The organism is Permianibacter fluminis (assembly GCF_013179735.1).
Lineage (GTDB): Bacteria > Pseudomonadota > Gammaproteobacteria > Enterobacterales > Permianibacteraceae > Permianibacter > Permianibacter fluminis.
The window spans coordinates 245,493-265,654 of record NZ_JABMEG010000002.1 but is presented as its reverse complement, the minus strand read 5'-3'; the positions used below and the strand labels follow the sequence as shown (position 1 = coordinate 265,654).

The following is a 20,162-nucleotide window of genomic DNA, read 5'->3' as shown; positions in this document are numbered from 1 at the left end:
ATTCCTCATGCCGGTTTTATTGGGCCGGTCTTGTTTCCGGCTCGTTTACTGAACAGAAATCGGTATTTGTTTTTGCTGGGTGCGGCGGGTCCGGTCATTGACCTTGCCGACCAGCTGACCACAGGCCGCGTCGATATCATCGCCGCGGGTGCGCCGGGTCACTACGGTAAAGCCGGCGTTAATCAAAATCTGGCCAAACCGCTCAATTCGTTCATCACTGGAACACTTGAACCGCGTTTGCGGGAACGGGTTGAACGGAATCAGGTTGATCTTGCTCGGCATGTCTTTCAGCAACCGGGCCAGCTCGCGGGCATGGACATCCTGATCGTTGACGCCGTCGAGCATCACATATTCGATGGTGACTGTACGGGCCGCCAGCGATTTGTCGAGATACTTCTGCACAGCCGGCAGCAGCACCTCGATCGGATATTTCTTGTTCACCGGCACCAGCTCGTCACGCAGCGCATTGTTTGGCGCATGCAGCGACAGCGCCAGCGCGACGTCGATATGGTCAATCAGCTTTTCCAGGCCCGGCACCACGCCGGACGTGGACAGCGTGACCCGACGTTTGGACAGGCCATAGGCGTTGTCGTCGAGCATCATGCCCATCGCGGTGACCACGTTGTCGAAATTGAGCAGCGGCTCGCCCATGCCCATCATCACGACGTTGGTGACCTTGCGCTCACCGGTGGTGGCAACGGCGCCGAGACGGCGGGTGGCATGCCAGACCTGGCCGATGATTTCAGCGCTGGTCAGGTTGCGATTGAAGCCTTGCTGGGCGGTCGAGCAGAACGCGCAATCGAGCGCGCAACCCACTTGCGACGACACGCACAGCGTGCCGCGATCGGTGGTGGGAATAAAGACGGTTTCAACCAGCTGACCACCTTCGAGGCGCAAGGCCCATTTGATGGTGCCATCGGCGGACACTTGTTCGGTGACGGCTTCCGGGCCGCGGATTTCAGCGGTTTCCTTGAGCTTTTCCCGCAGCGCTTTGCTCAGGTTGGACATGGTGTCGAAATCATCGGCACCGTGCTGATGGATCCATTTCAGGACCTGGGTGGCGCGAAACGGTTTTTCGCCAATGCTGGCAAAAAACTCGGCCAGTCCGTTGGTATCGAGACCCAGCAGATTCACTTTGCCGGGCGTTGCAACTGCAGTCATCAAATACTCCATTGCCCTGTGCACTGACAGGACGGCCTTGTTACAGGATTTCTACCTTGCTACAGGCTTTGGCAACATCGTGAAACCGGATGCCGGTTTCACGATGTGCTTGCTACACACTACGGCTTCAATCTACGTCTGCGAACAACATCTGCAAAGAACGCCTGCAAACAGCGTCTGCGAGCATTGTCCGGCAAAAACGTCCGCTAGAAACCGAACGGCTTAGCGGGTACGCGGGCAGACTTCGTCGGCTTTGAAGAAGTAAGCAATTTCGCGCTCGGCCGACGCAACTGCGTCAGAACCGTGGGCAGCGTTTTCATCAACCGAGACGGCATAGTCAGCACGAATGGTGCCGGCCAGCGCTTTCTTCGGATCGGTCGCGCCAAGGATTTCGCGGTGACGCAGCACGGCGTTTTCGCCTTCCAGCACCGAGATCACCACCGGACCCGAGGTCATGAAACCAACCAGCGCGCCAAAGAAACCGCGTTCTTTGTGCTCGGCGTAGAAGCCTTCGGCTTCGGCCTTGCTGAGGTGCTTCATCTTGGTAGCAACGATCTTCAGACCGGCACGTTCAAAGCGGGTGAAAATTTCGCCAATGACGTTGTTGCCCACTGCGTCCGGTTTGACGATGGAAAGGGTGCGTTCGACAGCCATGAAAAACTCCAAAAGGACTAGCAAAAATCTGCAGAAAAAGCCGCGCCCGCCAGGGCCGGCCCGGAAAAACGGCGAATTATACCCTTGTGTGGCGGCCAATACCTAGCCAAAAACAGGCACTTTAGTCCCGGTCTGGCAAGGCCGCTGGCTGCTGAATAGCGGTCTCCAGCCGGCCCAGACGCCCTCAGTACTCAGCGCTTGCTGGCCTGCATGACCAGGAGATTGCCAAGCAGCGACAGGCCGATGCCGACAAAGGTGGCCAACTGCCAGCGGAAGCCTTCGACCAGCGCCGACAGGATCAGTGCCACGATCGGCACGGTGACGTTGACGTAGGCGGCCTTGGCGGCGCCGACCCGGGCGATCAAGGTCAGGTAGCTCATGAACGCCACCACCGAACCGAATAGCACCAGATAGGCCAGCGAGCCGAGGTAGCGCAGGGAAAAATCGAAGCCGAACGGTATCCCGGCCAGCAGCGCGTACAAGCCGGTCAGCAAGGTGCCGTACAACATGGCCCAGGCGGTCGACTGCAGTACCGGCAGATTGGCCCGGCGCTGACTGACCGAAACCAGATTGCCGCAGGAGGCGCTGAACGTCGCGATCGCCGCCAGTGCGATGCCGAGCCAGCCGGCATGGCCAGCCGAGAATCCACGCACTTCCGGCCAGAACACCACCATGATGCCGGCAATGCCGATCGACGACCCGAGCGCAACGGTCGGCGCAATGGCCTGGCCATACAGCAGCCGCATGCCAAACATGTTGAAGAAGGCGATGCCGGAGCAAATCAGCGCCACCAGACCTGAGCTGATGAACCGTTCGCTGTGATAGAACAGCACGTAGTTGAGGCAAAACAGGAACGCGCCCTGCAGCGCAAAACGAATATGGGCAGCCCGATCGAACCGCAGCGTCAAGCCACGCCAGGCTGACCAGCCAAACATCACCAGCGCGGCCAGCGCAAAGCGATAAACAATGGACGCTTCCGGCGCCACCTTGCCGAGCTGGAAGGTGATCAGGAGCCAGGTCGAGCCCCAGATCAGTACCGCCAGCAAATACAAACCCCACCCTGCGGCATTCATCGCGATATCACTCACCCGTGTTGGCATCAGCGCCTTGGCGCTGAATGGAAAATTCGCTGGCAAAAATGAAACGGCGCACCATCGGGTGCGCCGTTTGCAGGCCGGGCAAGGCTATCACGCCACGCCGTTTTTCCGGAACCATTCCAGCATCCGGTGCCAACCATCGGCGGCGAATTCGCTGACATAACTGGGCCGGTAGTCGGCATTGAATCCGTGCGGCGCTTTGGGGTAAACCACGATTTCCGAAGGCTTGCCGGCCGCCGCCAAAGCCGCCCGCATTTTCTCGACCGACTCCTGCGGAATGCCGGTATCGGACTCGCCATACAACCCCAGCACCGGCGCATGCAGCTGCGTCACGACATCGAGCGGATACAAGGGCTGCAGTTCATTGGCCGTACCGACCAGCCGACCATACCAAGCCACTGCCGCTTTGACGGCCGGACTGTAGGCCGTATACAGCCAGGTGATCCGGCCGCCCCAGCAAAAACCGGTCACCGCGAGTTTGCTGACATCGCCACCATGACCGCCGGCCCAGACCACCGCGGCATCAAGATCACGAAACACCTGCGCGTCCGGCACCTTGGCCACGATGGTTTGCACCAGCTGATTGATGTCGCTGACGGCCGTCGCATCGCCCTGACGCTGATACAGATTGGGCGCAATCGCCAGATAACCGGCCTTGGCCAGGCGCCGGACCAGATCGCGAATATGCTCATGCAGACCAAAAATCTCCTGCACCAGCAGCACCACCGGCAACTGTTGTTTGTCGACCGGTTTGCCAGCCGGTTTGGCGTAATACGCCAGCATCTCGATATCGCCAGCCGCAATCCGGGTCTCACCGGCATCCAGACCGATGCTGTCGGTCTGGGTCACCATGCTGCCAATGGCGGGCGCCACCGACGCGGCAAAGCCGGCACTGATCGTGGCGGTGACAAAGGCCCGCCGCGACGGATCAACCGCGGCATCGGCAGTCGCCGGTTTTCTCGATTCGGTCATCGCTCTTTTCCTCAATCAGCACGTGTGACGGGCCCCCATACTGGCTTCCCGCGCTCAGTCTTTCCAGTACACTGGCCAGAAATTCCGCATCCGTCAGGGACGCCGTGTCGCACCAGTCAGGACGCGGTTAGCAACTTCAATCCTGTGGGGAGTGTCATGGCAGCAGCAGCGCAGCTTTGCGACATCGGTTTTGTCGGCACCGGCGTGATGGGCAAGAACCTCATCATGAACTTGGTCGACAACGGCTTTACGGTTATCGCCTTCGATCTGGATCAAGCCAAATTGAATGCCCTGATGGCGCAAGATGCCGCCGAACGGGGCGATGGCCCGGCGCGGGTCTACACCTGCAACTCCTACACCGATCTGCTGGCCAGCCTGAAGCGGCCGCATCTCATTGTACTGTCGGTGCCGGCCGGCGATCCGGTCGATGATGTCTGCCACAAACTGATCGATGCCGGCCTGCAGGCCGACGATATCGTGGTCGATACCGGCAACAGCCTGTGGACCGATACCCAGCGCCGTGAAAAAGATTACGAAGGCAAATTCATTCTGTTTTCGACCGCGGTTTCCGGCGGCGAAGTCGGCGCTCGCTTCGGCCCGTCGCTGATGCCCTCTGGCGACCCCTATGCCTGGGCCCGGATCAAACCGATGTGGACCGCGATTGCCGCGAAAGTCGATCCGGCCAGCGGCCGGCCCATCGAACGGAAAGCGCCCGGTGAAGTGGTGGCTCGCGGCGAACCGTGCGCGGCTTATATCGGCCCGTCCGGTTCCGGTCATTACGTCAAAATGGTGCACAACGGCATCGAATACGCCGACATGCAATTGATCTGCGAAGCGTATCAAGTGATGCGAGATGCGCTGGCGATGTCCGACGAGGAAATCGCCGCCGTCTTCCGCCACTGGAATGACGGTCTGCTGAACAGTTATCTGATCGAAATCTCGGCCGATGTATTGGCCACCCGCGACAGCGAAACCGGCCAGCCGCTGGTCCGGATCATTCTCGACAAAGCCGGACAGAAAGGCACCGGATTGTGGACCGCTGTCAGCAGCATGGAGCTGGGGTGTCCGGCACCGACCATTGCCGAAGCGGTTTACGCCCGCTCGATTTCCACCTTGAAAGATCAGCGCGTGCAAGCCTCGAAGCTATTGGCCGGCCCCGCCACCGAACGACCAGCCGCGACCGAACGCGAAGCCCTGATCCAACAACTGCACGATGCGCTGTACTGCGCCAAGATCTGCGCCTACGCCCAAGGCTTTGATCTGATGAAAACCGCCGCCCGCGAACAGGGCTGGTCGCTGAACTTTGCCGAGATCGCGAAAATCTGGCGCGCCGGCTGCATCATTCGGGCGGCGTTCCTGCAATCCATTGCCGATGCCTACGAACGCAAAGAGGAGCTGGAAAACCTGCTGCTGGATCAGTATTTCGCCGGTCAGATTTCCCGCTACCAGAGCAACTGGCGGCGCGCCGTCGCCAACGCCAGTTTATGGGGCGTGCCGGTGCCGGGCCTGAGCTCGGCCTTGTCGTATTACGACTCGTATCGTACCGAGGTATTGCCGGCCAATCTGCTGCAGGGCCAGCGCGATTATTTCGGCGCCCATGCCTTCGAGCGAACCGACAAACCGCGCGGCAAGAAATTCCATGTCGAATGGAGCCATCCGGGGCGGCCGGTGGTGAAACACGGCTGAACCGGCAGCCGGTGGAAAAGCGATTTCAGCGTCAGGCGACGCCTGCCGTGAGGAAAAAACAATCGTGAAAGACTAATCAAGAAACTCGTCCAAGAAACTGGACCAAGAAAAAAGTCGCAATCGCGGCTTTTTTCTTGCTTGAAATTCGCTTATCTCAACCCCGTTACTGCCCGGCCGTGCGCCGCTCCGGCCACCATTCCGCCCGCAGGCGCTGGAACTGGCCACGCTGACTGGCCGACGGCCGCAGCGTGCCGCTGTTGGCCACGGCGGCATGCAAGACGCTGGCGTATTCGTCCAGCGACATGCCGTCGCGCTCCATTGCCGCACGGGCAAAGACATCGCCGCGCAGGCATTCGCGCCGATCGGCCAGCATCAAGGTTGGTTCGGCGCAATCATCGGCAAAGCGGCCCTGCAGCATTTCGGCTTTTTCGGCCAGCGCCTGATAGCGGGCGGCACTGGCGGACAAAAAGCGCTGCCAGCGATCGCGGTTGAGATCGAGCTCCGGCACATCGGGCTCATCGAAACGTTCCGCCGGCAAGGCCGCCTGTGCTGTTTGCGGCAAAACCGCAGCGAGAATGAAACCGAACAGAACCAGTGAGAATGCGGCACAAGCCGCGTGGTGAAACCCTTTTCCTTGGCGTCGCATGTTGCCTCCCCTTTCCGTGTGGGTGGAGACCCGATGCTAAGGAAGAACCGGCAATGACAATGTGAAGGCGCCCGCAAACCCGCAGGCTCGATCAGGAGTTTTGCGCCGCGGAGTCAGCCGTCTGGCGCCACGGCGAACGACGGCTTGGCCCGTAACGTGCGATTACTGAACGGTACCGCCGCCTTCTGCACTTATTGATAGCGGGTCGGGTCGGCCACACCCGCGTCGACAAAACCGGCTTTGCGCAGCCGGCAGGCATCACAACGGCCGCAGGCGCGGCCGTGATCATCGGCCTGATAACAGGACACGGTCAGGCTGTAATCGACGCCGAGCGCCGTCCCGGTCTGGACAATCTCGGCTTTGCTGAGGGCGATGAGTGGCGTCTCGATATGCAGCATGTGGCCTTCGACGCCGGCACGCGTTGCCAGATTGGCCATACGCTCAAACGCCGCAATGTAGGCCGGCCGGCAATCGGGGTAGCCCGAGTAATCCACGGCATTGACGCCGGTGAAAATGTGGCGGGCATCGAGCACCTCGGCCCAGCCGAGCGCAATCGACAGAAACACGGTGTTGCGGGCCGGCACATAGGTCACCGGAATGCCGCTGGTCGGCGCCTCCGGCACGGCGATGGCGTGATCGGTCAGTGCCGAACCGCCAATCTGCGACAGATCCAGATCAATGATTTTGTGTTCGCGAACCTGCATCGCCTTGGCAATGCGCTCGGCAAAGACAATCTCCTGCTGCGAACGCTGGCCATAGTTGAAACTCAGCGCATAACAGTCAAAGCCACGCGATTTGGCAATGGCAAGACAGGTGGTGGAATCGAGGCCACCGGAGAGCAGAACGACAGCGCGCGGATTCATCAATCGGCTTCCTGAAAAGTCCTCAGACGGGAATTGTGGCCATGGCAATCAATGCCCCGGCACATCGCCCCAGATATGCTTGTGCAACTGGACCTGCATCCGCACCGGCAAGCGATCGGCCAGTATCCATTCCGCCAGATCGCGATAACTCAAGCGACCGAACACCGGCGAGAACAGCACATCGCAGGTCTGGGTCAGGCGATGCTCATCCAGCTTCATCCGTGCCCAGTCGTAATCCTTGCGGTCACACAGGACAAACTTGATTTGATCGTTTGCGGTCAGCAGCGGCAGATTGGCCCAGCGATTCTTGTCGACCTCGCCGGACCCGGGCGTCTTGATATCGACCACCCGCGACACCCGGGTATCGACCTCGGAGATATCGAGCGCACCGCTGGTTTCCAGCGACACCCCATAACCGGCGTCGCAGAGCGCTTTCAGCAGATCGATGCAACCCTTCTGCGCCAGCGGCTCACCACCGGTCACGCAGACATAGCGCGGTGACCACTCCGCGACTTTGGCAAGAATGGCCTCAAGTTCGTGGTATTCCCCGCCGTAAAACGCGTACTCGCTGTCGCAATAACCGCAGCGCAACGGACAGCCGGTCAGGCGAATGAACACGGTCGGCCAGCCGACGGTGCGGGCTTCGCCCTGCAGCGAGAAAAACATTTCGGTGAGGCGCAAACGGGTCATGGCGATCACAAGAAAACGGCCGCAGACGCGGCCGGAGTGCAGCGGGCGGGCCCGCGGTTAATCGGTCGAAAACTCAGCGCAGTTCCTGCAGCCGTTTCTGTGCGGCCAAGGCCGACGAGCTGCCGGGAAACTTCTGGATAATCTGGTTGTACAGCGCTTTAGCCTTGTCCAAGGCGCCACGGCGCTCTTCGATGGCGGCCAGTTTGGCCAGCGCGTCCGAGGCTTTTGGTGAGTCAGCGTACTGGCTCATGACCAGTTTGAACTGGGTCTCAGCGTCTTCGTTGCTGCCTTGGACGTAATAGACCTGACCGAGCCAGTAACGGGCATTGGCAGCGTTGCGGCCATCCGGAAACTTGCTCAGAAATTCGCTGTAGGCTTTCACCGCTTCGCTGTATTGCTTGTTGCGCACCAGCGGAAAAATCGCGTCATAGGCTTTTTGTTCGGCTTCGACATCTTTGCTGCCTTTGCCGGCCGGTTTGGCCGGTTTCGGCTCGGCCGGTGCCGGGACCGGCTCAATCACTTGCGGCTCGGACGTTGCAACATCCGGCAGCGACGGCACCGTATTGACGGTGGCCGGTTCAGTCGTGCTGGCACTCGCACCGCCGCCCGCGCCTGGCATGCCAGACAGACGACGATCGATATCGCGATACAACTCGCGTTGGCGTTCCAGCAACTGGGAAATTTTGTAGTCCTGCTCCTCGACCAGACCGCGCAGCATGCGCACGTCTTCCTGAAGGGCATTGACTTGAATTTGCAGATCGGCAATCACTTGATTGCGCAATTGCGCCTGCTGCTCTTGATTGGCAGTTGCCTGCTGCAGCTGACGCTGTTCGGTCTCGGCACTGACAACCGGAGCGGCTGCCAGTGCTACACACGGAAGTGTGAATGCCGCGAGCGCAAGGATGCGCAGGAGCGGCCGCGAGAACGAAGTAGACAAAGCGGCGACCAGCGCCGCCGCTTTGAGCTTACGCATCGGTATTAACCTTGGTAAGCCAGCACGCCACGGCGGTTTTGCGCCCAGGCGGCTTCGTCATGACCCGGGTTGGCCGGCTTTTCTTCGCCGAACGACACGGTTTTGATTTGCGAGGCTTGCACGCCGTAGCTTTGCAGCACTTGCTTCACAGCATTGGCACGACGCTCGCCGAGGCCAACGTTGTATTCCGGGGTGCCGCGCTCGTCGGTGTGACCTTCAACGGTGACGGTCAGGCCCGGGTTCTTGGCCAGGAAGGCGCCATGGGCAGCCAGCAGATCACGGTATTCCGGCTTGATGTTGGCATCATCGAAATCGAAATAGACAACGCGAGCCTTGCGGGCTTCGATGTCAGCCAGACGGGCCAGTTCTTCGGCGCTCGGACCTTGCTGAATCGGCTGAGTCACGGTGCTGTCAGTGCCAGCATTGCTGCTGCCGCTGGTTGCAGTTTCAGTTTGCTTGCTGGCGCAAGCGGCCAGACCGGCGACGACCAACGCCAGAACAGCACTTTTCCCCATTTGATAAATCGACATTTTTAGACTCCCGCCTAAGACAAGTGAAACAAAAAACAAGCACAACTGCCCAGCCAAAACGGCCGGGCACCACAAATCAATCCAGGAACGGCGACCACGCCGGCGCACGCACTTCACCCTTGCGCGCTTGCAACCGGGCCTTGAAGCGCCCATCTGTGGACACCACCGCCAGCACCTGCTGCCCCCGGTAAAGGGTCGCGTATATTACCATGCTCCCGTTCGGTGCCAAGCTAGGTGATTGATCTAATTGGGTATCCGACAGCACTTGCAGGTTGCCGGAGGCCAGATCCTGAATCCCGACCCGGAACTGGCCGGCGGTCCGGTTGATCATGACCATCTTTTTGCCGTCCGGGCTGTATTCCGGCTCGGAGTTGTAGTCGCCCTCGAAGGTCACCCGCTGGGTCTGACCCGAGGCCAGATGGACCCGATAAATCTGCGGTTTGCCGCCACGGTCCGAGGTAAAGGCCACGTATTGACCGTCCGGCGACCAGGTCGGATCGGTGTCAATGACCCCACCACCGGTTTGCGTCATCCGCTTGGTCTGCCGCGAGGCGAGATCGTAAATGTAGATTTCCGGATTGCCTTCGTGCGACAGCGACATCGCCAGCTTGGTGCCGTCCGGTGACCACGCCGGCGCACCATTGTGGCCGGGGAATGCCGCAACAACCTGACGCTGACCGGTGTAGATGTCCTGGACAAACAACTGTGAGCGGCCTTTTTCAAAACTGACATAAGCAATGCGATGCCCGTCTTTGGCCCAGGCCGGTGACATCAGAGGTTCAGTGGTCGAGGCCACCACGCGCGGATTGTAATCATCCGAATCGGCAACATAGAGTTTGTATGGCAGCCGATCACCGCGATCGATATTGACGTAAGCAATCATGGTCGCAAACGCGCCACGCTCACCGGTCAGCTTTTCATAAATGATGTCGGCCATCTTGTGCGCATGCATGCGCACGCCGGCGCTCGGCACCAGATGCTGACGCGCTTCGATGACGCTGCTGCTGCCCAGTGCCGACGCGCTGCCGGCCTTGTCCTTGCCTTTGAAGACATCGATCAATTCAAAACCGATCTGATACTGACCCGGTGCGGTTTCGCTGATCTTGCCGACCACCACGGCTTCGATGCCGCGATTGCGCCAGGCTGCGAGATTGACCGTTGCCGAGCTGGTCGGTTGCTCCGGCATGTCGGCCACGGCCATCGGCCTGAAGCGTCCGCTACGCTCGAGATCGCGGGCGATGATCTCAGCCATGTCCTGCGGCGGTGCAACCGTGGTGCCATTCCAGACAAACGGGGCGATGGCGACGGGCCGGGCATCGTCCATGCCGCCGGTAATGACAATTTCCAACTCAGCCTGCGCCGATGGCACCAGCATCAGGCTACTCAAGAACGCCGAGAGCAAAAGCGTTGCTAGTTTATTCATCAATGGCTCCACCACAGGTTTTACAGTCGCCGCCGGTTATGGTTTGGTTGGATCAAACGGCAAGCGCAAATTTCTGAACTCATCAAAGACATCCGGCTCTTGCGGTACAGGCAGCGGTTCGGCTTTTCGAATGGCTGTCACCGCCGCCCGACACTGCGCCTCATTGCCACTCGAACTCAGCACATCCAGCACCGTGCCATCGGCACCGAGTCGCAATGACACAATGCAGATTTCGGTTTCACTGGACTTGATCCAGTTGCGTTTCACTTTGGCCTGGATAAGGCCAATGTATTTCTGCTTCTCGGTCTGAATGTATTTTTGCCGCGCGGCGCTGGCGGCAGCCTCTTGCTCCATCTGTGCCTCCAAATCCGCTTCCTGCTGGGCGCGGCGTTTGGCATCCTCTTCCTTCTTCTTTTTCTCGGCGTCAGCTTTGCGTTTTTTCTCTTCCTCTTCCTTTTTCTTCTTCGCTTCGGCGTCTTTCTTTTTCTGCTCTTCTTCCGCCTTGCGTTTTTTCTCTTCCTCGGCCTTGCGCTTCTTGTCGGCCTCGGCTTTTTCTTTTTGTTCGCGTTCTTCCTGCTCTTTCTTCTTTTCCAGTGCGATGCGCTTGGCCTCGTCTTCCTTGCGTCGAACTTCCTCTCTGGCCTGCTCTTCAGCCAATTGCTTCTGTTCGGCCTGCTGTTGCCGCTCGGCCTCGTCATTGAGCTGTTTTATGCGCTCAAGTTCCTGTTCCTTGTCCAGCTTTTCCTGCTCGGCCCGCTGCACATCCTGCTTTTGCTGTCGGGCCTTCTTTTGAATCTGCTTGACCTCGCTGACATCAATGGTCGGCGCATCCAGTAGCTCGCCCGCCACTGGCGTCGGCTCGTAGCTGTTCCAGTTGAAATGCAGCGCCAGCAGGGCGATCAGCAGCAAGTGGCCGACACCGGCTATCGCCAGCGGCAACCCAAGCTTCTGTTGTTCTTGTCGGAAAGGAGGAAGCTGAGCCATTACTTCTTCTTATTTCGGCGCTTGTCGTCTTCGAGCGCAGAGTCGTCGGTCATCAAGGCGACGTTGGTCAATCCGGCCCGCTTCAATTGCACGAAAACTTTCAGGACATTGCCGTACTCGGTGTAGCGATCGCCACCCAGGGCAATCAACATGTCCGGTTTCTGTTCGTGCAGGCCGCTGACTTCCGCCAACAATTCATTCGGTTCGAAAGGGCCGCTCTTGCTGCTGCCGACGTCCAGAAACAATTGGCCATTACGCTCAACCGTGATGACCGCAATTTCCTTGTCGGTCGACATCGGCTCGGCTTCGGCTTCCGGCAGCTCGACATTGACGCCGGTGGTAATGATCGGCGTGGTGATCATGAAAATGACCAGCAGCACCAGCATCACGTCGATATACGGCACGACGTTGATTTCGGCCATCTGACGGCGACGTTTGGCCATACCGACTTACCCCTGTCCGCCAGGGGCGCTGTGCGCCTTGCGGTGAAGAATGCCGGAGAACTCTTCAATGAAGTTCTCGTAATGGTTTTCCAGCCGACCAACCGTGTTGCTGAACCGGTTGTAAGCAATAACCGCAGGAATCGCCGCGAACAAACCCATGGCCGTGGCGATCAGCGCTTCGGCGATACCGGGTGCCACCATCGCCAGCGTTGCTTGCTTGACGCTACCGAGCGCAATGAACGAGTTCATGATGCCCCAGACCGTGCCAAACAAACCGATGTACGGCGAGGTCGAGCCGATCGTCGCCAGCCAGGACAAATTGAACTCCAGCTTGTCGACTTCGCGCGAATGGGCCACTTTCATGGCGCGGTGCGTGCCGTCCATGATCGCTTGCGGCGAGGTGCCGGCTTGCGCACGCAGACGGGCAAACTCCCGGAAGCCGGCGGTGAAGAACAATTCCAGACCGGAACTCTCCCGATTGCGGCTCGACAGATCGGTATAGAGCTTGTTCAGATCGATCCCCGACCAGAATTTTTCTTCAAATTGCTGCATGTCCTGACGGGCGCGCTTCAGCACATTGACCCGCTGGATGATCATGGTCCACGACGCCACCGACAGCAGCAGCAGGAAAATCATGATCAGCTTGACCAGCAAGCTGGCATTCATGAACAAGCTGATAATCGACATCTCTGCAGTCACGCTTGCAACTCCCGTTCTATTTGTTGATTCAGTACTGTTGAATGAGTACCGCTTGATTCCGTACTGCCAGATTCGGTACCGGCCAATGCGGTGTGCGGATTGCTATAACCTTGCTTGCTGCAGGTGCTGCAGCTGGCGGGTCAAATCAATCGGCATGCCGGCCGGCTTCATGTCGGCAACCGTGATGCAGACCACCTTGACCAGCGCCTTGTTCAAAATGTTCCCCGGATCGCCGGCCTTGCGCAGGTACTGGCCAAACTCAATCGACGCGCGACCGACCCGGTTGACTTCGGTCACCACTTCCAGTGCATCGTTGAAACGGGCCGGCTTCAGGTAGTCGACTTCACAGCGAGCGACCGCGAAGGCCAGCCCCTGTTCGATCAGCACCGCCTGATCCAGCCCCAGCGCGCGCACCAGTTCGGTCCGGCCGCGCTCGTAATACTTCAGGTAGTTGGCGTAGAACACCACGCCAGCGAGGTCGGTATCTTCGTAGTAGATGCGGACCGGGAATACGAACGGCGTCATGTTCCGGACTCATCAACTCGGTTGGCGGCAAATAAATCACCATTGCCGGCGCGTGGTACCAGCCCGAAATGCTGATAAGCCAGCTTGGCCGCCATCCGGCCACGCGGCGTGCGCTGAATGAAGCCCTGCTGGATCAAGTAAGGCTCCAGCACATCTTCGATGGTGTCGCGCTCTTCACCGATCGCGGCGGCGAGGCTGTCGAGCCCGACCGGGCCGCCGTCAAACTTCTCGATGATGGTCAGCAAGAGCTTGCGATCCATGGTGTCGAAACCGTGGTTGTCGACATCGAGCATGTCGAGCGCGCGATCAGCGACATTCGCCGTGACATTGCCATCGGCTTTCACTTCGGCGTAATCACGGACGCGGCGCAGCAAGCGGTTGGCAATGCGCGGCGTGCCACGCGAACGACGGGCGATTTCGTGGGCACCGCCCTCCTCCATCGGCATTTTCAGCAAGCTCGCCGAGCGCATGACGATGCGAGTCAGATCGGTCACCGAATAAAATTCCAGTCGCTGAACAATACCAAAGCGATCACGCAGCGGGCTGGTCAGCAAGCCGGCGCGCGTGGTCGCACCGACCAGGGTAAACGGCGGCAAATCCAGTTTGATTGAACGCGCAGCCGGGCCTTCGCCGATCATGATGTCGAGCTGGTAATCCTCCATCGCGGGATAGAGGATTTCTTCAACGACAGGCGAGAGCCGGTGGATTTCGTCAATGAACAACACGTCGTGCGGTTCGAGCGAGGTGAGAATGGCGGCGAGATCGCCGGCCTTCTCGATCACCGGACCGGAGGTGTGCTTGATGCCGACGCCCATTTCGTTGGCGACGATATTCGCGAGTGTGGTTTTGCCAAGACCGGGCGGGCCGAAAATGAGCACATGATCGAGCGCTTCTTTCCGGGCCTTGGCCGCCGCCAGAAAAATCTCCATCTGCTGGCGCACGGCGTCCTGACCGGTGTAATCGGCCAGCCGGGTGGGCCGGATGGCCCGATCGATGAGCTCTTCCTGGTTGGAGCCACGGGCCGTGACCAGGCGATCGGTTTCAATCATGGGTACGCGTCTTTCCACTTATATGAGGCAGGCCGGGATGCCTGCTTTGGACCGCACTATACGGCAGCTAGCTGCCAATGCGGGCCAATACTACTAGCTATTGTGGTTATGGCGATTATGACCGGCCAAGACATGACTGGCTGAGCCGTTTGGGCGGCTATTTTGCCATCTGACGCAGGGCAAGGCGAATCAGTTGCTCGGCGGGGTGTTCGCCATCATCAACGGCATTGATGGCCTTGCTGGCATCCTGCGGCTTGTACCCGAGTGCCACCAAGGCGCTGACTGCCTCTGAGGTGATGCGGGCCCGCGACGGCACTGCCGGCTCGCCGGTCTTGCTCGGTGGCAGCAGCATTTCCGGTGAGCCCCACTCTTTCAGCCGGTCACGCATTTCCACCACCAGACGCTCGGCAGTTTTCTTGCCGACGCCGGGCAAGCGGGTCAGCATGGCGATGTCGCCATCGTGAATGGCGCGGAAAAACTCCTCGCCACTGATGCCGGACAACACCGCCAGCGCCAGCTTCGGGCCGACGCCGTTCACCTTGATCAATTCGCGAAACAATTGCCGCTCTTCACGCGAGGCAAAACCAAACAGCAGCTGGGCATCTTCACGGACGACGAAATGGGTATGCAGGATGATTTCCTTGCCCGTGTCCGGCAACTGGGCAAAGGTCGACAGCGGCGCCAACACGTCGTAACCGACGCCACCGCATTCGATGATGAGTTCCGGCGGCCGCTTCTCGATCAGGATTCCACGCAAACGACCGATCATTGTGTTGTTCTCATAGTTGCCGTCTCAACGCATTCTTCCTCTTCTTCTTTTTATCAGGCCAGCGCTTTAGCCTTGTCCAAGGCGCCACGGCGCTCTTCGATGGCGGCCAGTTTGGCCAGCGCGTCCGAGGCTTTTGGTGAGTCAGCGTACTGGCTCATGACCAGTTTGAACTGGGTCTCAGCGTCTTCGTTGCTGCCTTGGACGTAATAGACCTGACCGAGCCAGTAACGGGCATTGGCAGCGTTGCGGCCATCCGGAAACTTGCTCAGAAATTCGCTGTAGGCTTTCACCGCTTCGCTGTATTGCTTGTTGCGCACCAGCGGAAAAATCGCGTCATAGGCTTTTTGTTCGGCTTCGACATCTTTGCTGCCTTTGCCGGCCGGTTTGGCCGGTTTCGGCTCGGCCGGTGCCGGGACCGGCTCAATCACTTGCGGCTCGGACGTTGCAACATCCGGCAGCGACGGCACCGTATTGACGGTGGCCGGTTCAGTCGTGCTGGCACTCGCACCGCCGCCCGCGCCTGGCATGCCAGACAGACGACGATCGATATCGCGATACAACTCGCGTTGGCGTTCCAGCAACTGGGAAATTTTGTAGTCCTGCTCCTCGACCAGACCGCGCAGCATGCGCACGTCTTCCTGAAGGGCATTGACTTGAATTTGCAGATCGGCAATCACTTGATTGCGCAATTGCGCCTGCTGCTCTTGATTGGCAGTTGCCTGCTGCAGCTGACGCTGTTCGGTCTCGGCACTGACAACCGGAGCGGCTGCCAGTGCTACACACGGAAGTGTGAATGCCGCGAGCGCAAGGATGCGCAGGAGCGGCCGCGAGAACGAAGTAGACAAAGCGGCGACCAGCGCCGCCGCTTTGAGCTTACGCATCGGTATTAACCTTGGTAAGCCAGCACGCCACGGCGGTTTTGCGCCCAGGCGGCTTCGTCATGACCCGGGTTGGCCGGCTTTTCTTCGCCGAACGACACGGTTTTGATTTGCGAGGCTTGCACGCCGTAGCTTTGCAGCACTTGCTTCACAGCATTGGCACGACGCTCGCCGAGGCCAACGTTGTATTCCGGGGTGCCGCGCTCGTCGGTGTGACCTTCAACGGTGACGGTCAGGCCCGGGTTCTTGGCCAGGAAGGCGCCATGGGCAGCCAGCAGATCACGGTATTCCGGCTTGATGTTGGCATCATCGAAATCGAAATAGACAACGCGAGCCTTGCGGGCTTCGATGTCAGCCAGACGGGCCAGTTCTTCGGCGCTCGGACCTTGCTGAATCGGCTGAGTCACGGTGCTGTCAGTGCCAGCATTGCTGCTGCCGCTGGTTGCAGTTTCAGTTTGCTTGCTGGCGCAAGCGGCCAGACCGGCGACGACCAACGCCAGAACAGCACTTTTCCCCATTTGATAAATCGACATTTTTAGACTCCCGCCTAAGACAAGTGAAACAAAAAACAAGCACAACTGCCCAGCCAAAACGGCCGGGCACCACAAATCAATCCAGGAACGGCGACCACGCCGGCGCACGCACTTCACCCTTGCGCGCTTGCAACCGGGCCTTGAAGCGCCCATCTGTGGACACCACCGCCAGCACCTGCTGCCCCCGGTAAAGGGTCGCGTATATTACCATGCTCCCGTTCGGTGCCAAGCTAGGTGATTGATCTAATTGGGTATCCGACAGCACTTGCAGGTTGCCGGAGGCCAGATCCTGAATCCCGACCCGGAACTGGCCGGCGGTCCGGTTGATCATGACCATCTTTTTGCCGTCCGGGCTGTATTCCGGCTCGGAGTTGTAGTCGCCCTCGAAGGTCACCCGCTGGGTCTGACCCGAGGCCAGATGGACCCGATAAATCTGCGGTTTGCCGCCACGGTCCGAGGTAAAGGCCACGTATTGACCGTCCGGCGACCAGGTCGGATCGGTGTCAATGACCCCACCACCGGTTTGCGTCATCCGCTTGGTCTGCCGCGAGGCGAGATCGTAAATGTAGATTTCCGGATTGCCTTCGTGCGACAGCGACATCGCCAGCTTGGTGCCGTCCGGTGACCACGCCGGCGCACCATTGTGGCCGGGGAATGCCGCAACAACCTGACGCTGACCGGTGTAGATGTCCTGGACAAACAACTGTGAGCGGCCTTTTTCAAAACTGACATAAGCAATGCGATGCCCGTCTTTGGCCCAGGCCGGTGACATCAGAGGTTCAGTGGTCGAGGCCACCACGCGCGGATTGTAATCATCCGAATCGGCAACATAGAGTTTGTATGGCAGCCGATCACCGCGATCGATATTGACGTAAGCAATCATGGTCGCAAACGCGCCACGCTCACCGGTCAGCTTTTCATAAATGATGTCGGCCATCTTGTGCGCATGCATGCGCACGCCGGCGCTCGGCACCAGATGCTGACGCGCTTCGATGACGCTGCTGCTGCCCAGTGCCGACGCGCTGCCGGCCTTGTCCTTGCCTTTGAAGACATCGATCAATTCAAAACCGATCTGATACTGACCCGGTGCGGTTTCGCTGATCTTGCCGACCACCACGGCTTCGATGCCGCGATTGCGCCAGGCTGCGAGATTGACCGTTGCCGAGCTGGTCGGTTGCTCCGGCATGTCGGCCACGGCCATCGGCCTGAAGCGTCCGCTACGCTCGAGATCGCGGGCGATGATCTCAGCCATGTCCTGCGGCGGTGCAACCGTGGTGCCATTCCAGACAAACGGGGCGATGGCGACGGGCCGGGCATCGTCCATGCCGCCGGTAATGACAATTTCCAACTCAGCCTGCGCCGATGGCACCAGCATCAGGCTACTCAAGAACGCCGAGAGCAAAAGCGTTGCTAGTTTATTCATCAATGGCTCCACCACAGGTTTTACAGTCGCCGCCGGTTATGGTTTGGTTGGATCAAACGGCAAGCGCAAATTTCTGAACTCATCAAAGACATCCGGCTCTTGCGGTACAGGCAGCGGTTCGGCTTTTCGAATGGCTGTCACCGCCGCCCGACACTGCGCCTCATTGCCACTCGAACTCAGCACATCCAGCACCGTGCCATCGGCACCGAGTCGCAATGACACAATGCAGATTTCGGTTTCACTGGACTTGATCCAGTTGCGTTTCACTTTGGCCTGGATAAGGCCAATGTATTTCTGCTTCTCGGTCTGAATGTATTTTTGCCGCGCGGCGCTGGCGGCAGCCTCTTGCTCCATCTGTGCCTCCAAATCCGCTTCCTGCTGGGCGCGGCGTTTGGCATCCTCTTCCTTCTTCTTTTTCTCGGCGTCAGCTTTGCGTTTTTTCTCTTCCTCTTCCTTTTTCTTCTTCGCTTCGGCGTCTTTCTTTTTCTGCTCTTCTTCCGCCTTGCGTTTTTTCTCTTCCTCGGCCTTGCGCTTCTTGTCGGCCTCGGCTTTTTCTTTTTGTTCGCGTTCTTCCTGCTCTTTCTTCTTTTCCAGTGCGATGCGCTTGGCCTCGTCTTCCTTGCGTCGAACTTCCTCTCTGGCCTGCTCTTCAGCCAATTGCTTCTGTTCGGCCTGCTGTTGCCGCTCGGCCTCGTCATTGAGCTGTTTTATGCGCTCAAGTTCCTGTTCCTTGTCCAGCTTTTCCTGCTCGGCCCGCTGCACATCCTGCTTTTGCTGTCGGGCCTTCTTTTGAATCTGCTTGACCTCGCTGACATCAATGGTCGGCGCATCCAGTAGCTCGCCCGCCACTGGCGTCGGCTCGTAGCTGTTCCAGTTGAAATGCAGCGCCAGCAGGGCGATCAGCAGCAAGTGGCCGACACCGGCTATCGCCAGCGGCAACCCAAGCTTCTGTTGTTCTTGTCGGAAAGGAGGAAGCTGAGCCATTACTTCTTCTTATTTCGGCGCTTGTCGTCTTCGAGCGCAGAGTCGTCGGTCATCAAGGCGACGTTGGTCAATCCGGCCCGCTTCAATTGCACGAAAACTTTCAGGACATTGCCGTACTCGGTGTAGCGATCGCCACCCAGGGCAATCAACATGTCCGGTTTCTGTTCGTGCAGGCCGCTGACTTCCGCCAACAATTCATTCGGTTCGAAAGGGCCGCTCTTGCTGCTGCCGACGTCCAGAAACAATTGGCCATTACGCTCAACCGTGATGACCGCAATTTCCTTGTCGGTCGACATCGGCTCGGCTTCGGCTTCCGGCAGCTCGACATTGACGCCGGTGGTAATGATCGGCGTGGTGATCATGAAAATGACCAGCAGCACCAGCATCACGTCGATATACGGCACGACGTTGATTTCGGCCATCTGACGGCGACGTTTGGCCATACCGACTTACCCCTGTCCGCCAGGGGCGCTGTGCGCCTTGCGGTGAAGAATGCCGGAGAACTCTTCAATGAAGTTCTCGTAATGGTTTTCCAGCCGACCAACCGTGTTGCTGAACCGGTTGTAAGCAATAACCGCAGGAATCGCCGCGAACAAACCCATGGCCGTGGCGATCAGCGCTTCGGCGATACCGGGTGCCACCATCGCCAGCGTTGCTTGCTTGACGCTACCGAGCGCAATGAACGAGTTCATGATGCCCCAGACCGTGCCAAACAAACCGATGTACGGCGAGGTCGAGCCGATCGTCGCCAGCCAGGACAAATTGAACTCCAGCTTGTCGACTTCGCGCGAATGGGCCACTTTCATGGCGCGGTGCGTGCCGTCCATGATCGCTTGCGGCGAGGTGCCGGCTTGCGCACGCAGACGGGCAAACTCCCGGAAGCCGGCGGTGAAGAACAATTCCAGACCGGAACTCTCCCGATTGCGGCTCGACAGATCGGTATAGAGCTTGTTCAGATCGATCCCCGACCAGAATTTTTCTTCAAATTGCTGCATGTCCTGACGGGCGCGCTTCAGCACATTGACCCGCTGGATGATCATGGTCCACGACGCCACCGACAGCAGCAGCAGGAAAATCATGATCAGCTTGACCAGCAAGCTGGCATTCATGAACAAGCTGATAATCGACATCTCTGCAGTCACGCTTGCAACTCCCGTTCTATTTGTTGATTCAGTACTGT

At 59.0% G+C, this 20,162-nt stretch carries 24 protein-coding genes; 1 reads left to right on the top strand and 23 read right to left on the bottom strand.

Translation table 11 applies throughout. The features are described from left to right. Positions 1–45: 45 nt before the first annotated feature. The 5 genes from rlmN to HPT27_RS16510 form a co-directional block, all read right to left on the bottom strand. A complete protein-coding gene (gene rlmN / locus HPT27_RS16525) occupies positions 46–1,161 on the bottom strand; it encodes a 23S rRNA (adenine(2503)-C(2))-methyltransferase RlmN (RefSeq protein WP_172245829.1) in 1,116 nt (371 codons plus the stop codon). Positions 1,162–1,383: 222 nt separating this feature from the next. Beyond that, positions 1,384–1,815 (bottom strand): nucleoside-diphosphate kinase, encoded by a 432-nt coding sequence (gene ndk / locus HPT27_RS16520; RefSeq protein ID WP_172245827.1) that lies wholly within the window; start codon positions 1,813–1,815, stop codon positions 1,384–1,386. A gap of 191 nt (positions 1,816–2,006) precedes the next feature. Further along, complete coding sequence (locus HPT27_RS16515; RefSeq protein WP_172245825.1) at positions 2,007–2,888, bottom strand: DMT family transporter; 882 nt, start codon at positions 2,886–2,888, stop codon at positions 2,007–2,009. A gap of 7 nt (positions 2,889–2,895) precedes the next feature. Beyond that, positions 2,896–3,030 (bottom strand): hypothetical protein, encoded by a 135-nt coding sequence (locus tag HPT27_RS19525; protein ID WP_268935810.1) that lies wholly within the window; start codon positions 3,028–3,030, stop codon positions 2,896–2,898. Beyond that, positions 3,003–3,884 carry a dienelactone hydrolase family protein gene (locus HPT27_RS16510; RefSeq protein ID WP_172245823.1) on the bottom strand — a complete coding sequence of 294 codons (882 nt, stop codon included), beginning with the start codon at positions 3,882–3,884 and terminating at the stop codon, positions 3,003–3,005. The genes HPT27_RS19525 and HPT27_RS16510 overlap by 28 nt, the downstream gene beginning before the upstream one ends. Positions 3,885–4,040: 156 nt before the next feature. Between HPT27_RS16510 and gndA the strand changes: the two genes are divergently transcribed. Continuing rightward, positions 4,041–5,570, top strand: coding sequence for an NADP-dependent phosphogluconate dehydrogenase (gene gndA, locus HPT27_RS16505; RefSeq protein ID WP_172245821.1), 1,530 nt, complete (start codon positions 4,041–4,043; stop codon positions 5,568–5,570). 163 nt (positions 5,571–5,733) lie between these two features. On the opposite strand, the gene HPT27_RS16500 is transcribed toward gndA, so the two are convergent. From HPT27_RS16500 to tolQ (HPT27_RS16415), 18 genes are all read right to left on the bottom strand, one after another. Beyond that, positions 5,734–6,216 (bottom strand): hypothetical protein, encoded by a 483-nt coding sequence (locus HPT27_RS16500; RefSeq protein ID WP_172245819.1) that lies wholly within the window; start codon positions 6,214–6,216, stop codon positions 5,734–5,736. Between the two features lie 191 nt (positions 6,217–6,407). Beyond that, a complete protein-coding gene (gene queC / locus HPT27_RS16495; protein WP_407951148.1) occupies positions 6,408–7,079 on the bottom strand; it encodes a 7-cyano-7-deazaguanine synthase QueC in 672 nt (223 codons plus the stop codon). Between the two features lie 48 nt (positions 7,080–7,127). Beyond that, the gene (gene queE / locus HPT27_RS16490) at positions 7,128–7,769 is read right to left on the bottom strand and encodes a 7-carboxy-7-deazaguanine synthase QueE (protein WP_172245815.1); all 642 of its coding nucleotides are present in this window, start codon (positions 7,767–7,769) and stop codon (positions 7,128–7,130) included. Between the two features lie 73 nt (positions 7,770–7,842). Beyond that, a complete protein-coding gene (gene ybgF, locus HPT27_RS16485; protein ID WP_172245813.1) occupies positions 7,843–8,742 on the bottom strand; it encodes a tol-pal system protein YbgF in 900 nt (299 codons plus the stop codon). A gap of 5 nt (positions 8,743–8,747) precedes the next feature. Then, positions 8,748–9,272, bottom strand: a complete 525-nt coding sequence (gene pal / locus HPT27_RS16480; protein WP_172245809.1) for a peptidoglycan-associated lipoprotein Pal — start codon at positions 9,270–9,272, stop codon at positions 8,748–8,750. 76 nt (positions 9,273–9,348) lie between these two features. Beyond that, a complete protein-coding gene (gene tolB / locus HPT27_RS16475; protein ID WP_172245807.1) occupies positions 9,349–10,695 on the bottom strand; it encodes a Tol-Pal system beta propeller repeat protein TolB in 1,347 nt (448 codons plus the stop codon). A gap of 36 nt (positions 10,696–10,731) precedes the next feature. Further along, on the bottom strand, positions 10,732–11,679 hold the full coding sequence (gene tolA, locus HPT27_RS16470; RefSeq protein WP_172245805.1) for a cell envelope integrity protein TolA: 948 nt from the start codon (positions 11,677–11,679) through the stop codon (positions 10,732–10,734). Next, a complete protein-coding gene (gene tolR, locus HPT27_RS16465; protein ID WP_172245803.1) occupies positions 11,679–12,122 on the bottom strand; it encodes a protein TolR in 444 nt (147 codons plus the stop codon). Before tolR (HPT27_RS16465) ends, tolA (HPT27_RS16470) begins: the two co-directional genes overlap by 1 nt. Before the next feature lie 6 nt (positions 12,123–12,128). Next, on the bottom strand, positions 12,129–12,809 hold the full coding sequence (tolQ, locus tag HPT27_RS16460; protein WP_211198109.1) for a protein TolQ: 681 nt from the start codon (positions 12,807–12,809) through the stop codon (positions 12,129–12,131). A 114-nt stretch (positions 12,810–12,923) separates the two neighbouring features. Further along, positions 12,924–13,319, bottom strand: coding sequence for a YbgC/FadM family acyl-CoA thioesterase (locus HPT27_RS16455; protein WP_407951155.1), 396 nt, complete (start codon positions 13,317–13,319; stop codon positions 12,924–12,926). 23 nt (positions 13,320–13,342) lie between these two features. After that, positions 13,343–14,395, bottom strand: coding sequence for a Holliday junction branch migration DNA helicase RuvB (gene ruvB / locus HPT27_RS16450; RefSeq protein ID WP_172245797.1), 1,053 nt, complete (start codon positions 14,393–14,395; stop codon positions 13,343–13,345). Between the two features lie 157 nt (positions 14,396–14,552). Then, complete coding sequence (gene ruvA / locus HPT27_RS16445; protein WP_172245795.1) at positions 14,553–15,164, bottom strand: Holliday junction branch migration protein RuvA; 612 nt, start codon at positions 15,162–15,164, stop codon at positions 14,553–14,555. A 53-nt stretch (positions 15,165–15,217) separates the two neighbouring features. Then, positions 15,218–16,045 (bottom strand): YbgF trimerization domain-containing protein, encoded by an 828-nt coding sequence (locus HPT27_RS16440; RefSeq protein ID WP_172245811.1) that lies wholly within the window; start codon positions 16,043–16,045, stop codon positions 15,218–15,220. 5 nt (positions 16,046–16,050) lie between these two features. Next, positions 16,051–16,575, bottom strand: a complete 525-nt coding sequence (pal, locus tag HPT27_RS16435; protein WP_172245809.1) for a peptidoglycan-associated lipoprotein Pal — start codon at positions 16,573–16,575, stop codon at positions 16,051–16,053. Between the two features lie 76 nt (positions 16,576–16,651). Further along, positions 16,652–17,998, bottom strand: coding sequence for a Tol-Pal system beta propeller repeat protein TolB (gene tolB / locus HPT27_RS16430; RefSeq protein ID WP_172245807.1), 1,347 nt, complete (start codon positions 17,996–17,998; stop codon positions 16,652–16,654). A 36-nt stretch (positions 17,999–18,034) separates the two neighbouring features. Further along, positions 18,035–18,982 carry a cell envelope integrity protein TolA gene (gene tolA / locus HPT27_RS16425; protein WP_172245805.1) on the bottom strand — a complete coding sequence of 316 codons (948 nt, stop codon included), beginning with the start codon at positions 18,980–18,982 and terminating at the stop codon, positions 18,035–18,037. After that, positions 18,982–19,425, bottom strand: coding sequence for a protein TolR (gene tolR, locus HPT27_RS16420; RefSeq protein ID WP_172245803.1), 444 nt, complete (start codon positions 19,423–19,425; stop codon positions 18,982–18,984). The genes tolA (HPT27_RS16425) and tolR (HPT27_RS16420) overlap by 1 nt, the downstream gene beginning before the upstream one ends. Positions 19,426–19,431: 6 nt before the next feature. Further along, positions 19,432–20,112, bottom strand: coding sequence for a protein TolQ (gene tolQ / locus HPT27_RS16415; RefSeq protein WP_211198109.1), 681 nt, complete (start codon positions 20,110–20,112; stop codon positions 19,432–19,434). Between the last annotated feature and the right edge of the window lie 50 nt (positions 20,113–20,162).

What these genes read in the sequence shown, in the direction of transcription:
- rlmN (WP_172245829.1), bottom strand. Translation starts at nt 1,161, where the DNA reads ATGACTGCAGTTGCAACGCCCGGCAAAGTGAATCTGCTGGGTCTCGAT.
- ndk (WP_172245827.1), bottom strand. Translation starts at nt 1,815, where the DNA reads ATGGCTGTCGAACGCACCCTTTCCATCGTCAAACCGGACGCAGTGGGC.
- HPT27_RS16515 (WP_172245825.1), bottom strand. Translation starts at nt 2,888, where the DNA reads ATGAATGCCGCAGGGTGGGGTTTGTATTTGCTGGCGGTACTGATCTGG.
- HPT27_RS19525 (WP_268935810.1), bottom strand. Translation starts at nt 3,030, where the DNA reads ATGGTTCCGGAAAAACGGCGTGGCGTGATAGCCTTGCCCGGCCTGCAA.
- HPT27_RS16510 (WP_172245823.1), bottom strand. Translation starts at nt 3,884, where the DNA reads ATGACCGAATCGAGAAAACCGGCGACTGCCGATGCCGCGGTTGATCCG.
- gndA (WP_172245821.1), top strand. Translation starts at nt 4,041, where the DNA reads ATGGCAGCAGCAGCGCAGCTTTGCGACATCGGTTTTGTCGGCACCGGC.
- HPT27_RS16500 (WP_172245819.1), bottom strand. Translation starts at nt 6,216, where the DNA reads ATGCGACGCCAAGGAAAAGGGTTTCACCACGCGGCTTGTGCCGCATTC.
- queC (WP_407951148.1), bottom strand. Translation starts at nt 7,079, where the DNA reads ATGAATCCGCGCGCTGTCGTTCTGCTCTCCGGTGGCCTCGATTCCACC.
- queE (WP_172245815.1), bottom strand. Translation starts at nt 7,769, where the DNA reads ATGACCCGTTTGCGCCTCACCGAAATGTTTTTCTCGCTGCAGGGCGAA.
- ybgF (WP_172245813.1), bottom strand. Translation starts at nt 8,742, where the DNA reads ATGCGTAAGCTCAAAGCGGCGGCGCTGGTCGCCGCTTTGTCTACTTCG.
- pal (WP_172245809.1), bottom strand. Translation starts at nt 9,272, where the DNA reads ATGTCGATTTATCAAATGGGGAAAAGTGCTGTTCTGGCGTTGGTCGTC.
- tolB (WP_172245807.1), bottom strand. Translation starts at nt 10,695, where the DNA reads ATGAATAAACTAGCAACGCTTTTGCTCTCGGCGTTCTTGAGTAGCCTG.
- tolA (WP_172245805.1), bottom strand. Translation starts at nt 11,679, where the DNA reads ATGGCTCAGCTTCCTCCTTTCCGACAAGAACAACAGAAGCTTGGGTTG.
- tolR (WP_172245803.1), bottom strand. Translation starts at nt 12,122, where the DNA reads ATGGCCAAACGTCGCCGTCAGATGGCCGAAATCAACGTCGTGCCGTAT.
- tolQ (WP_211198109.1), bottom strand. Translation starts at nt 12,809, where the DNA reads ATGTCGATTATCAGCTTGTTCATGAATGCCAGCTTGCTGGTCAAGCTG.
- ruvB (WP_172245797.1), bottom strand. Translation starts at nt 14,395, where the DNA reads ATGATTGAAACCGATCGCCTGGTCACGGCCCGTGGCTCCAACCAGGAA.
- ruvA (WP_172245795.1), bottom strand. Translation starts at nt 15,164, where the DNA reads ATGATCGGTCGTTTGCGTGGAATCCTGATCGAGAAGCGGCCGCCGGAA.
- HPT27_RS16440 (WP_172245811.1), bottom strand. Translation starts at nt 16,045, where the DNA reads ATGCGTAAGCTCAAAGCGGCGGCGCTGGTCGCCGCTTTGTCTACTTCG.
- pal (WP_172245809.1), bottom strand. Translation starts at nt 16,575, where the DNA reads ATGTCGATTTATCAAATGGGGAAAAGTGCTGTTCTGGCGTTGGTCGTC.
- tolB (WP_172245807.1), bottom strand. Translation starts at nt 17,998, where the DNA reads ATGAATAAACTAGCAACGCTTTTGCTCTCGGCGTTCTTGAGTAGCCTG.
- tolA (WP_172245805.1), bottom strand. Translation starts at nt 18,982, where the DNA reads ATGGCTCAGCTTCCTCCTTTCCGACAAGAACAACAGAAGCTTGGGTTG.
- tolR (WP_172245803.1), bottom strand. Translation starts at nt 19,425, where the DNA reads ATGGCCAAACGTCGCCGTCAGATGGCCGAAATCAACGTCGTGCCGTAT.
- tolQ (WP_211198109.1), bottom strand. Translation starts at nt 20,112, where the DNA reads ATGTCGATTATCAGCTTGTTCATGAATGCCAGCTTGCTGGTCAAGCTG.